General features: G+C 42.6%; 11 protein-coding genes. 8 read left to right on the top strand and 3 right to left on the bottom strand.

The window, feature by feature from the left end; all coding sequences use genetic code 11:
* Positions 1 to 12: 12 nt before the first annotated feature.
* Entirely contained in the window at positions 13 to 591 is a 579-nt protein-coding gene (locus PSU78_RS02805; RefSeq protein WP_300383942.1) for a 1-acyl-sn-glycerol-3-phosphate acyltransferase, read from the bottom strand.
* Between the two features lie 160 nt (positions 592 to 751).
* Here PSU78_RS02805 and tgt point away from each other — a divergent pair, with 160 nt between their 5' ends.
* The 7 genes from tgt to clpA all read left to right on the top strand — a co-directional run bounded on the left by tgt (position 752) and on the right by clpA (position 9,466).
* A complete protein-coding gene (gene tgt, locus PSU78_RS02800) occupies positions 752 to 1,885 on the top strand; it encodes a tRNA guanosine(34) transglycosylase Tgt (RefSeq protein WP_300383939.1) in 1,134 nt (377 codons plus the stop codon).
* A gap of 85 nt (positions 1,886 to 1,970) precedes the next feature.
* A complete protein-coding gene (gene yajC / locus PSU78_RS02795; RefSeq protein ID WP_300383936.1) occupies positions 1,971 to 2,288 on the top strand; it encodes a preprotein translocase subunit YajC in 318 nt (105 codons plus the stop codon).
* Between the two features lie 55 nt (positions 2,289 to 2,343).
* Positions 2,344 to 4,188, top strand: a complete 1,845-nt coding sequence (secD, locus tag PSU78_RS02790) for a protein translocase subunit SecD (RefSeq protein ID WP_300383933.1) — start codon at positions 2,344 to 2,346, stop codon at positions 4,186 to 4,188.
* 33 nt (positions 4,189 to 4,221) lie between these two features.
* On the top strand, positions 4,222 to 5,190 hold the full coding sequence (gene secF, locus PSU78_RS02785) for a protein translocase subunit SecF (RefSeq protein ID WP_300383930.1): 969 nt from the start codon (positions 4,222 to 4,224) through the stop codon (positions 5,188 to 5,190).
* 125 nt (positions 5,191 to 5,315) lie between these two features.
* Entirely contained in the window at positions 5,316 to 6,587 is a 1,272-nt protein-coding gene (locus tag PSU78_RS02780; RefSeq protein ID WP_300383927.1) for an HlyC/CorC family transporter, read from the top strand.
* Positions 6,588 to 6,801: 214 nt separating this feature from the next.
* Positions 6,802 to 7,128 carry an ATP-dependent Clp protease adapter ClpS gene (gene clpS / locus PSU78_RS02775; protein WP_300383924.1) on the top strand — a complete coding sequence of 109 codons (327 nt, stop codon included), beginning with the start codon at positions 6,802 to 6,804 and terminating at the stop codon, positions 7,126 to 7,128.
* A 64-nt stretch (positions 7,129 to 7,192) separates the two neighbouring features.
* Positions 7,193 to 9,466, top strand: coding sequence for an ATP-dependent Clp protease ATP-binding subunit ClpA (clpA, locus tag PSU78_RS02770; RefSeq protein WP_300383921.1), 2,274 nt, complete (start codon positions 7,193 to 7,195; stop codon positions 9,464 to 9,466).
* 37 nt (positions 9,467 to 9,503) lie between these two features.
* Here clpA and PSU78_RS02765 read toward each other — a convergent pair whose 3' ends face one another.
* Both PSU78_RS02765 and PSU78_RS02760 read right to left on the bottom strand, forming a co-directional pair.
* On the bottom strand, positions 9,504 to 10,106 hold the full coding sequence (locus PSU78_RS02765; protein ID WP_300383918.1) for a glutathione S-transferase: 603 nt from the start codon (positions 10,104 to 10,106) through the stop codon (positions 9,504 to 9,506).
* Between the two features lie 24 nt (positions 10,107 to 10,130).
* On the bottom strand, positions 10,131 to 11,147 hold the full coding sequence (locus PSU78_RS02760; RefSeq protein ID WP_300383913.1) for a quinone-dependent dihydroorotate dehydrogenase: 1,017 nt from the start codon (positions 11,145 to 11,147) through the stop codon (positions 10,131 to 10,133).
* Positions 11,148 to 11,258: 111 nt separating this feature from the next.
* Between PSU78_RS02760 and PSU78_RS02755 the strand changes: the two genes are divergently transcribed.
* Entirely contained in the window at positions 11,259 to 12,422 is a 1,164-nt protein-coding gene (locus PSU78_RS02755) for a diguanylate cyclase (protein ID WP_300383910.1), read from the top strand.
* Positions 12,423 to 12,463 lie beyond the last annotated feature (41 nt).

Genomic DNA, 12,463 nt, shown 5'->3' with positions numbered 1-12,463 from the left:
AAATAATTCACCCTAAATCAAATGCAAAATCGCAGCTCGGGCGCGCGTTAGGAATGCTTTTTTATGCTCATCAGCATGCCATAAAAGCGTAGCGCCGAAGCGCACCGTACAAATTAACGGCACTGGCAAATAACTGCCCTTAGGCATGCTGCGATGTAATGTGTCCAAATAAACCGGGATAAGTTTTACCTGAGGAAAGGCTTCTGCCAAATGATACAAACCGCCTTTAAAGTCGCTAGGTTCAGCCTGCGCTTTACGCGTACCTTCAGGAAAAAGAATCAACGAATCACCCGCAGCAAGTGCAGCTAATAAAGGCGCTAATGGATCTCTATGGCGCGAAACTTCCCGCTCAATTAACACGGCATTCAGCACTTTTAATGCAATAAATTGTTTAATTTTGCCGCGACCCCAGTAATCTTTAGCGGCTACTGGTCTGGTTTTTGCACGAATGTCGGCAGGTAACGCAACCCACAGTGCCAGTGTATCTAAATGACTAGTGTGATTAGTAAAATAAATACTTTGCGCAAAACTAGGCTCAGCACCCACCCAGCGCGGATGAGCGCCGACTAATAGCCTAACTAAAACTATCATGGCTAATCGAGTAATATTTACGAGCATATTGGCTAAGTTAATGAATCAACATTGAATTTTTATAGTATTTTATTGTGGTTTATTGATACAAAAATGAGTATAGCAAAGGCTTGTGATAAAATCGCGGGTTCTTAAAAGACGGTTCAAATATAGCCTTACCATGCAATTTACCTTACACAAACAAGACGGCCTTGCTCGCCGCGGCACTGTTCACCTAGCGCATGGCGATGTGCAAACGCCTGCTTTCATGCCAGTGGGCACTTATGGCACAGTAAAAGCCATGTCGCCACTAGAACTTAAAGAAATTGATGCGCACATCGTTTTAGGCAACACTTTTCATCTGTGGCTACGCCCTGGGTTAGAAGTGATTGAAGCACATGGCGGCTTACATAAATTCATGGGCTGGGATGGACCGATTCTGACTGACTCAGGCGGCTTTCAAGTATTCAGCTTGGGCGCAATGCGTAAAATCTCGGAAGAAGGCGTCAAGTTTAAAAGCCCAATCAATGGCGACACATGCTTTTTAACGCCAGAAGAGTCGATGCGCATTCAAAAAGTGTTGAATAGCGACATTGTGATGATTTTTGACGAGTGCACACCCTTTCCAGCAACATTAAAAGAAGCGAACGACTCTATGCAGCTTTCTTTACGCTGGGCAAAACGCAGCAAAGACGCACATCAAGGCAATAGCAATGCGTTATTTGGCATTATTCAAGGCGGCATGTTCGAAGAATTACGCGATGTGTCGCTGGCAGGTTTAACTGAAATTGACTTTGACGGCTTTGCTATTGGCGGTTTATCCGTAGGCGAACCAAAAGAAGATATGCTGCGCATATTGGCGCACACTGCACCAAAAATGCCACAAAACAAACCGCGCTACCTCATGGGCGTAGGCACACCAGAAGATTTAGTCGCAGCGGTTGCGCAAGGTATTGATATGTTCGACTGTGTTATGCCAACGCGCAATGCCCGCAACGGCTGGCTATTCACGCAATATGGCGACGTAAAAATTAAAAATACCCGCTATAAAACTGACACCCAACCCTTAGATGCTGATTGCACTTGCTACACCTGCCAAAATTTCAGTCGTGCTTATTTACACCATTTACACAGAATAGGTGAAATTCTAGGTGCGCGCTTAAACACCATACACAATCTACATTACTACCAAGTGCTGATGCAGAGTATGCGCAGTGCGATTGAAGCTGGCACATTTGATGCGTTTAAAACTGAGTTTGCAATTAAGCGTACTCAACTCAATACCCAAGTAAACTCCGAAATGACGCTAAAGTGACGAGTCTGCAATAAATAACAGTCTGTGTTAAAATCCGAAGCTAATTTTTTACAATATTCCAGTTCATTTTTAAAGAGAGTCCAACGTGTTTATTTCAAATGCATACGCAGCAGGCGCTACCACAGGTGGCGATTTAATGAGTTTTTTACCACTTGTCGTTATTTTTGTATTGTTTTTCTTCATGATCATTCGTCCGCAAATGAAAGCAGCAAAAGCACAGCGCGAGATGATTACCGCTTTGCAAAAAGGCGATGAAGTGGTCACTAGCGGCGGCATTGTAGGCAAAGTGACTAAAGTAACAGAGTCTTTTGTAAGCTTAGAAATTGCTGCAAATACTGAAATCACTGTGCAAAAACAAGCAGTACAAAGCGCACTACCTAAAGGCACAATTAAGAGCATTTAAACGCTATTAACTAAGCCTATTTCAACACCACAACGTTATTAATTAGAGCCAGACTATGAACCGCTATCCAATGTGGAAGAACATCCTTGTTGCAGTCATGATTTTGATTGGGCTGATTTACACGATTCCAAACTTCTTTGGTGAATCTCCAGCTGTACAAATCACCCCTGCTAAAAGCACCACCAAGCTTGACTCAGCTTTACTGGGCAAAGTTGAGGATATTTTTAAGCAAGAGAAAATTGAATATGATGGCGTGTATCAAGATGCGCGTGGTGTAAAAGCGCGCTTTAAGAGCACTGATACACAAATCCGTGCTAAAGATGTGTTGCAAGCAAATTTAGGCACTGATTACACGGTTGCCTTGAACTTGCTTTCTCGCTCTCCAAACTGGTTGCGTAGCTTAGGCGCGAAACCAATGTATTTAGGTTTGGATTTACGTGGTGGTGTGCATTTCTTAATGCAAGTAGATATGAAAGCAGCTTTAAGTAAAGCCGCTGAACGCTTTGTAGGCGATTTCAAAATAGCACTGCGTAAAGAGCGCATTTCTTATGTTGGCGTGTCGCGCGAAGGTGAAACCGTGCAAATTCGTTTCAATAACCCAGATGAATTGGCCAAAGCGCATGCAGTAATTGCTAAAGAATATCCAAACTTAACGCTAGAAGAATCAACCATTGGTGAAGAAAGAATTCTAACAGCCTCACTTAATTTGGTTGAGCAAAAATCCATTCAAGATTTTGCGATTAAACAAAATATTCAGACACTACATAACCGTATTAACGAGTTAGGTGTTGCCGAACCTATCATTCAACAACAAGGTGCGGATCGTGTAGTAGTTCAGCTGCCAGGCGTGCAAGATACAGCCAAAGCGAAAGAGATTTTAGGTCGTACCGCGACGCTAGAAATTCGCTTGGTTGATGAAGAGAAAAGCGATGCGGCTACCTTAGAAAAAGCGGAAAAAGGTCAAGCCCCGATAGGTGACGACGTATTTAAAAACCGTGATGGTCGCGCAGTGTTGGTTAAAAAGAATGTAGTACTGACAGGTGATTACATTACGGATGCAGGCCCTGGCGTAGATAGTCAATCTGGCAGATCTACTGTAAACGTTACCTTAGACGCACGTGGTGCACGTATTTTCCAGCAAGTGACGCGTGAAAACGTAGGCAAACGCATGGCAATATTGCTGATTGAAAAAGGCAGTACGGAAGTGATTACCGCACCCACTATTAACGAAGAAATTGGTGGTGGTCGCGTGCAGATTTCTGGCATGGCCAATACACAGGAAGCCACCGATATCGCTTTGCTATTACGTGCCGGTGCGCTCGCCGCACCGATGGATATTGTTGAAGAACGTACTGTTGGCCCTAGCATGGGGCAAGACAATATCAACCGTGGCGTACATTCAACGCTATGGGGCTTTGCTGCAATTGCAGTAATGATGATGATTTACTACGCGGCTTTTGGTGCAGTTTCAGTGACCGCACTAGCGATTAACTTGCTACTGCTGGTGGCGATTCTATCGATGCTACAAGCAACACTTACCCTCCCAGGCTTGGCGGCGATTGCTCTAGCACTTGGTATGGCGATTGATGCTAACGTGTTAATTAACGAACGTATTCGTGAAGAGTTACGTAATGGCAACACGCCACAAGCTAGTATTCATGCGGGTTACGAGCGCGCTTGGGATACTATTTTAGACTCAAACGTAACAACGCTGATTGCCGGTTTAGCCTTATTTATGTTTGGAACAGGTCCAATTAAAGGCTTTGCGGTAGTACATGTTTTAGGTATTTTGACTTCAATGTTCAGTGCTGTATTAGTATCTCGCGCCATAGTGAACTTGATTTACGGTTATCGCCGTAAGCTTACCAAGCTATCAATTGGCCAAATTTACAAAGCTTAAGCGCAAACTTTTTAAAAGATTAGAGTAAATATTATGGAATTATTTAGAATCAAAAAAGATATTCCCTTTATGAGTTACGGTCGCCTGACGACCGCAATTTCATTGGTGACATTCATTTTAGCTGTTGTGTTTTTAGCCACTCGTGGCTTGAACTTTGGGGTAGATTTCACTGGCGGTACTGTCATGGAAGTGAACTATCCACAAGCGGCTAATCTTGAAAGCGTTCGTAAAGCGGTTGATAGCATAGGCTTGAAAGAGGCCACCGTGCAGAACTTCGGCTCAAGCCATGATGTATTGATTCGACTACCTGTTAAAACAGGCGTTTCAGTGGCTAAACTTTCAGAGGAAGTAAAAACAGCATTAGTCGCAGCGGACGCTACGGCTGAAGTTCGCCGTGTAGAGGCAGTGGGCGCTCAAGTAGGCGATGAGCTATATGAAAATGGTGGTTTAGCACTATTTTTCGTTAGCTTAGGCATTATGCTTTATCTATGGTTACGCTTTGAGTGGCGCTTTGCGGTGGCAGCAATTATTGCCAATATGCATGACGTGGTGATTATTTTAGGTTTCTTTGCATTCTTTCAATGGGAATTCAACCTAACGGTATTGGCGGCGATTCTAGCGGTTCTAGGCTATTCAGTGAATGAATCCGTAGTAGTGTTTGATCGAGTACGTGAAAACTTCCGCAAGATGCGTAAAGCTAGCGTGGTACAAGTAATTGATAACGCGATTACTCGCACCATGTCACGTACTATCATCACGCACACCATGACGCAAACCATGGTTGGCTCAATGCTGTTATTCGGCGGCGAAGTACTGCATAACTTCGCATTAGCACTCACTATTGGTATTTTGTTCGGTATTTACTCTTCAGTATTGGTTGCCTGCCCAATCGCCATGTGGTTAGGCGTCAATCGCGCCAACTTAATTGGTGATGTTGAGAAAAAAGAAGGTGGAAAGAAAGAAGTCGTAGTTGAGCCAGACCCTTCTGAATTCGCCTCTTAACCTTCACATAAACTTCAAATAAATCAATCAAGTGCAGTTACATTGCACTTGATTTCTGATCCCCCTGCCGTATACACTCTCTTTATCTTATATATCAACAATTAGACTCCCTTTGGTAGACCCCTTTGGATAATATTTCCTTAAGCTCGCAGTTTGGCATTCTGGTATTGCTACTGCTGTGTACTGCTTTTTTCTCAATCTCAGAAACCAGCCTTATGTCAGTCAACCGTTATCGGATGAAGCATTTGGCAAGGCAAGGTCATCGCGGCGCACGCTTAGCCAGTGTATTACTCTCGAAAACTGACAAATTACTAGGTGTCATTCTATTAGGTAATACACTGTGCATTGTTGGCTCATCGGCATTAGAAGTCGTCATCAGCCATCAATTATTTGGTGAGGGAGAATACGTGCTTGCAGCAGGCTCGCTTGCGCTGACATTCGTTATTTTAGTGTTTAGTGAAATATCGCCCAAAGTGATTGCTGCAGCTCATCCTGAAAAATTTGCCTTTGCTTGCAGCTATTTACTTTACCCTTTGCTCTGGTTATTTAACCCTATCGTTTCATTCGTCAATCTTTTTGTAAGAGGCTTTATGTACTTATTGGGCATGAAAGCCAATTTTGCAGAAGCCCACCATGCGGTTACTACTGAAGAATTACGTAGCATTGTCACTGATGCTGGCCACTTCATTCCCAAAAAGCATAGATCCATTTTATTAAATCTATTTGATTTAGAAAAAATTACCGTTGATGACGTGATGACCGCTCATACCTTGGTAGAAAGCATTGACTTTGATGCGCCGCTTGATGAAATTATGCAGCAGATTTCGAATAGCCAACACACGCGCTTGCCAGTAAGACAAGGTGAACAAGAAGAAATCATCGGCATACTGCATCTGCGCAAAGTCATGTCGCAATTGCGTGCACACCATGAAAGTAATGATTTTGATAAAGAAACATTACGCGAAGTAATCGCCGAGCCTTACTTTGTGCCTTCAGGCACACCACTTTATACGCAAATTCAGCAATTTCAAGAAAAACAACAACGCGTAGCACTGGTTGTTGATGAATATGGCGAATTTAAAGGCCTTGTGACCTTAGAAGATATTTTAGAAGAAATGATCGGTGACTTTACTACGCAATCACCCTCACGTTTAGGCAGCTATCGCAAAGATGAAGATGGCGGCTGGATAGTCGATGGTAGTAGCACACTACGCGATCTAAATAAAAAGCTAGACCTGAACTTACCTCTTGAAGGCCCGCGCACGCTTAATGGACTCATTCTAGAACACTTTGAGGATATTCCAGAATCTAACACCAGTTTTAAAATTGGAACTCACGTGATAGAAATCATTCAAACGCAAGACCGCATTGTTAAAAGCGTTAAAATCTACCCTTAAAGCACCGTTCTGTTTTCACTCAGCTTTAACCAATATCGCCAAGTCCCGCTTAGTACAGCCTGATCTAAATTCAATATCTCCCCTAAAATAATTGCTTACAATCAGCCACTATTTTGCACGCTTATTCCACGCAATGAATTTTATTTAATGATTTACGATAACCCTATTGAAATTGGGCTTGAAATTTCTGTGGTTTGGCTCAAAATAGGTTCATATGACACAGTTACAAAAAAGTACTAAGCCCTTTGAAAATGATGTTGCACTTAAACCGGAAGTGGCGAAGCCTAAGTTGCCGCCAATGTTTAATGTTTTACTTTTAAACGATGACTATACGCCTATGGAATTTGTCGTTGAATGTATAGAACGTTTTTTTAACAAAAGCCGTGAACAAGCGACGCAAATTATGCTCAAAGTACATACAGAAGGTTTAGCGGTGTGTGGGGTATACCCGCAAGATATTGCAGAAACAAAGATGAACCAAGTATTGAGCTATGCAAGAGATCAGCAACATCCTTTGCAGTGTGTAACAGAGCCAGCTTAGTGTCTACTTTTAATCTAGACACTGCAAAATTGAAATATGGAATTTAAATTTAGAGGGTTATGAAATGATTGCTCAAGAGTTAGAAGTTAGCCTTCACATGGCATTTATGGACGCTAGACAAAAGCGTCATGAGCTCATTACGGTTGAGCATTTGCTACTTGCCATGATAGACAACCCAACCGCAGCCGAAGTAATGCGAGCATGCGGTGCGAAACTAGAGGTGTTGCGCACCGAGCTAAACCAATATATTGAAGAGCACACGCCAACAGTGGGTGGTCAAGAGGACGTTGATACACAACCTACTTTAGGTTTCCAACGTGTGATTCAACGTGCTATGTTACATGTGCAATCTTCTGGTAAAAAAGAAGTGACTGGCGCTAACGTATTGGTTGCCATTTTTGGTGAAAAAGACTCTCATGCGGTATTTTTCTTGCATCAACAAGGCGTAACGCGTCTAGACGTAGTGAATTTCATTTCACATGGCGTATCTAAGGTTGGCGAAACCGCGAAACCTGAAGGCGCTGATACAGAAGCTGATGTTGAGGCTTCACCTGCTGGCGCGCTTGAAAATTACACACTCAATTTAAACGCACAAGTAGCAGCAGGCAAAATTGACCCTCTGATTGGTCGTGGCCCAGAACTTGAACGTGTTGTGCAAACACTATGCCGTCGCCGCAAAAATAACCCGTTATTAGTTGGCGAAGCTGGTGTAGGTAAAACTGCGATTGCTGAAGGCTTAGCACGTCGTATTGTGGAAAAAGATATTCCTGAAGTATTGGCCAATGCCATTGTTTACTCTCTTGATATGGGCGCATTGCTGGCTGGTACCAAATACCGCGGCGACTTTGAGCAACGCTTAAAAGCAGTCATGAAACAGCTTGCTGAAAACCCAGACGCGATTTTGTTTATTGATGAGATTCATACTTTGATAGGCGCAGGTTCAGCCAGTGGCGGCACCTTGGATGCAAGCAACTTGCTAAAACCAGCCTTATCAAACGGTACGCTCAAATGCATAGGCGCAACAACTTACCAAGAATATCGCGGTATTTTTGAAAAAGACCATGCGCTATCACGTCGCTTCCAAAAAGTGGATGTGACTGAGCCTAGCGTGGCTGAAACCATTGAGATTCTAAAAGGCTTGAAATCAAGATTTGAAGAGCATCATGGCGTGAAATATTCGGCTTCTGCATTAACAACAGCCGCTGAGCTTTCAGCTAAATACATTAACGATCGTCACCTGCCAGATAAAGCCATTGACGTGATTGATGAAGCTGGCGCAGCGCAGCGGATCTTGCCAAAATCTAAACAGAAAAAAGTCATTGGTATTAAAGAGATTGAAGACATTATTGCTAAAATTGCGCGCATTCCGCCCAAAAATATCTCTGCGGATGACAGAAGCGCGCTTAAAACATTAGAGCGCGATTTGAAAGCCGTGGTATTTGGTCAAGATAAAGCCATTGAAGCACTTACATCAGCCGTAAAAATGGCACGTAGTGGTTTAGGTGGCAATAATAAACCAGTTGGTAGCTTTTTATTCAGCGGCCCGACTGGCGTAGGTAAAACGGAAGTAGCTAAACAGTTAGCCTACATCATGGGCATTGAGTTGATTCGCTTCGACATGAGTGAATACATGGAACGCCATGCGGTGAGCCGCTTGATTGGTGCGCCTCCAGGCTATGTAGGCTTTGAGCAAGGTGGTTTGATGACCGAAGCGATTACTAAGCATCCTTATTGCGTATTGTTGCTTGATGAGATTGAAAAAGCACACCCTGATATTTTCAACATTTTGTTGCAAGTAATGGACAATGGCACGCTGACAGACAACAATGGCCGCAAAGCGGACTTTAGAAACGTCACGATTATCATGACCACCAATGCTGGTGCGGAGAATTTATCTAAAGCGAATATTGGCTTTACCAATGCCAAACAAGCCGGCGATGAGCAAGCTGATATTAAACGCTTATTCTCACCTGAGTTCCGTAATCGTTTGGATGCAACCGTGTCTTTTGCTGGATTATCACAAGACATTATCATTCGTGTGGTTGATAAGTTCTTGATTCAATTAGAAGATCAATTGCATGACAAAAAAGTGGAAGTAACTTTTAGTGATGCATTGAAAGCTTACTTAGGCAAAAAAGGCTTTGATCCACTCATGGGTGCAAGGCCAATGGCTAGATTGATTCAAGATACGATTCGCAAGGCGCTTGCTGATGAGTTACTGTTTGGCAAACTAGCAAACGGCGGCAACGTACATGTGGATATTGACAGCAAAGATGAGGTGAAATTAATATTTGCCGATGATAAAGCACCTTCAGAAAGTGCATTAGCAGAAGCTTAACAAGGCATTATTGATAGCAGTACAAATAACAGCCAGCTTATTCAATATAAGTTGGCTGTTTTTCCATCACGCTCATAAATAATTCAGATTCAATAAGTTTGTTTAGCCAAACCTGCAATTTTGGGTAAGGCGCAGCTTCAAACCAAACTGCATCTACGGCAGCAAACTGCCGAACAAAGGGAAAAATGGCAATATCAGCCAAGCTAGGTGTGGCGCTGAATAAATAAGGATGCTCAAGTAGCAAATTTTCGAGCTTCTGCAAAAATACTTCACCATCAGCCCGATGCTCTTTTTGCATTTTACTCGGGTAACGCTCAGGATATTTGTATGCATCTAAAGCCTGTTTAAACGCCGTATCATTCTCCAAAATAAGTGCTTCAGCACCTGAATGAGCAACTTCCCCTAGCGCATGCTCTTGCAATGCCCAATGCATAATATCCAAGCTCTGTTCAATCACTGTACCATCTTGCAGCACCAACACTGGCACGGTAGCTTTAGGTGAAGCTTGCAACATATGTGCTGGTTTATCACGCAATGAAATTTCACGAATCTCAACATCAATTTGGGCAAGTCTAAGTGCCATACGCGCTCGCATGGCGTAAGGACAACGGCGGTATGAATATAAAATAGGTAAAGACATTGGGCTTTTGAAAGATGCAGTCGGTTAACCAAGAGATTTACAAATATCATGCACTAGCTTTGGACCTTTATATATTAACCCACTGTAAACTTGCACAAGGTCTGCCCCCGCTGCTATTTTCTCAACGGCATCAGCACCACTTAAAATTCCACCTACCCCAATAATTGGCAAAGCCTCCTGTAAACGTTGCGATAGTTGCTGAATCACCAGTGTTGATTTGTTACGTACAGGCGCACCTGATAAACCGCCTGTTTCTTCCGCATGTTCCATGCCTTGCAACATTTCGCGAGCCAAAGTGGTGTTCGTAGCAATCACGCCGTCGATGTTATGCTGCATCAACAAATCGGCAATTTCATTCACTTGTTCAAGTGCTAGGTCAGGCGCAATCTTTAAGGTGATAGGCACATACTTGCCATGTTGATTGGCTAATTTAGTTTGCTGTAGCTTGAGCGTCGCCAACAAGTGAGATAAAGCCTCTTTTTCTTGCAGCGCACGAAGGTTTTTCGTGTTGGGCGATGAAATATTCACGGTAATATAACTGGCATACGCATACACTTTTTGCATGCCAATTAAATAATCATTTACCGCGCTTTCCATCGGCGTATCAAAATTTTTGCCAATATTAATGCCTAGCACGCCCTTGTATTGCGCAGCTTTTACGTTTTCGATTAGATTATCCACACCCAAATTATTAAACCCAAAGCGGTTCACAATCCCTTGTGCTTCTTTTACCCGAAACAAACGTGGCTTAGGGTTACCAGGTTGCGGACGCGGTGTCACAGTACCCACTTCAATAAAACCAAAACCCAAGGCCGCCATACCATCAATCACAGCACCATTTTTATCTAAACCTGCAGCCAAGCCAACGGGATTCGGGAATGTAATCCCCATGACTGTTCTTGGCTGACAAATAGGCGCATGATTAAAGTATTGCGTCACATGCAGTTTAGTTGCTAGCTTTAAGCTTTTAATCGTAACATCATGCGCGACCTCGGCATCTAAGCAAAACAACAAAGGTTTTGCCATGGCGTATATATTCATATTGTGCTTAATCTTTTGAATTGATAGGTAAAATTGCTGGTATATGGGAAATTACATTTAGCTAAGCGCTATTATAATTAAAATTACGAGAATGCTAACCCTAAGTTACTCATGTTGAACTATAAGAAAGAGATTATCTACCCGCTGCTTGCGGCGTCGCTATTAATTAGCGTGGTCATGCTGAGTCTTTTTTATACGATGTACAATTTAAATAAAATCGAAAAAAATAAAGATTTTATCGACATGCAACGCTTTAATATTATCACCCTAAGAAATGCCGTATTAGATGCGGAAACCAGCCAGCGCGGCTATTTAATCACAAATAATGTCACGTTTCTTGATCATTATAATGAAAGCAAAATTCAAGCGTATAAAACCATAGGTGACCTCACTAAAAGCGCACGTAAACTCACTACGCTAACGCCAATGCTAGAAAAAATACAGCGGCTTTGTGACGATAAGTTTAGCATTATAGAAGCCAGCACCACAGTGCAGCTGAGTGCAGGCTCATACGCTTCACACCTCAGCCTATCTAAGGACCGCGGCAAAATAGTTATGGATAACATTCGAACTGCATTGATGGAAGCTGACGGAGACTTACTGGAACGTCGACATACACTCAATAACCGCATGCAAACAACCATCCTTTACAGCATTATTGCAGGCGTAGCACTGGCGCTAATGATTTTCGGTATTTTGATATTTTCATACCTCAACACGCTCCATTTATTTAATGTCATTTTATCTAGCTCAAATAAGGTTGACCACCTTAACCACCAAGCCTCACATGACCCGCTCACTAATTTATTAAACCGGCGTGGCTTTGAAAACAAGCTACAACACATTCACGATAATGCCATTATAGAAAAACAGAAATATGCCATTTTCTATATGGACTTAGACAACTTTAAAACCGTTAATGACCAATACAGCCATGCAATTGGTGACCAACTTCTCATCACCGTCAGTCAGTTATTCCAAAGTTGTTTAAGAGAACACGATGCATTAGCACGTTTAGGCGGCGATGAATTTACTTTAATCGTGCAAAAATTTAAAGACAAAGACGAGTTGGAAACATTAGCTAATCGACTCATCAACGCATTAAAAAAACCGATTGCTGTTGAAAATGCCATGTTATCAGTAGGCGTCAGTATCGGCGTCGCCATTCACCGCTCAGATGCATTCACTCCCCAAAAACTCATGATGGCCGCCGACAAAGCGATGTATCACGCTAAAAATTCAGGTAAGAACAAAGTGGTGTTTGACCCCTGTTGAAAAAAGTGGACACTTTTTATCGTATAAAATGACGAAAAGAA

It is taken from the genome of Methylotenera sp., assembly GCF_029945705.1.
Classification (GTDB): domain Bacteria; phylum Pseudomonadota; class Gammaproteobacteria; order Burkholderiales; family Methylophilaceae; genus Methylotenera.
The sequence above is the reverse complement of the archived record's forward strand: the minus strand, read 5'-3'. Positions and strand labels throughout refer to the sequence as shown.

Bases quoted from the DNA above. Each gene is read 5' to 3' on its own strand.
- PSU78_RS02805 (WP_300383942.1), bottom strand. From the start codon at position 591: ATGATAGTTTTAGTTAGGCTATTAGTCGGCGCTCATCCGCGCTGGGTG.
- tgt (WP_300383939.1), top strand. From the start codon at position 752: ATGCAATTTACCTTACACAAACAAGACGGCCTTGCTCGCCGCGGCACT.
- secD (WP_300383933.1), top strand. From the start codon at position 2,344: ATGAACCGCTATCCAATGTGGAAGAACATCCTTGTTGCAGTCATGATT.
- secF (WP_300383930.1), top strand. From the start codon at position 4,222: ATGGAATTATTTAGAATCAAAAAAGATATTCCCTTTATGAGTTACGGT.
- clpS (WP_300383924.1), top strand. From the start codon at position 6,802: ATGACACAGTTACAAAAAAGTACTAAGCCCTTTGAAAATGATGTTGCA.
- clpA (WP_300383921.1), top strand. From the start codon at position 7,193: ATGATTGCTCAAGAGTTAGAAGTTAGCCTTCACATGGCATTTATGGAC.
- PSU78_RS02765 (WP_300383918.1), bottom strand. From the start codon at position 10,106: ATGTCTTTACCTATTTTATATTCATACCGCCGTTGTCCTTACGCCATG.
- PSU78_RS02760 (WP_300383913.1), bottom strand. From the start codon at position 11,147: ATGAATATATACGCCATGGCAAAACCTTTGTTGTTTTGCTTAGATGCC.
- PSU78_RS02755 (WP_300383910.1), top strand. From the start codon at position 11,259: ATGTTGAACTATAAGAAAGAGATTATCTACCCGCTGCTTGCGGCGTCG.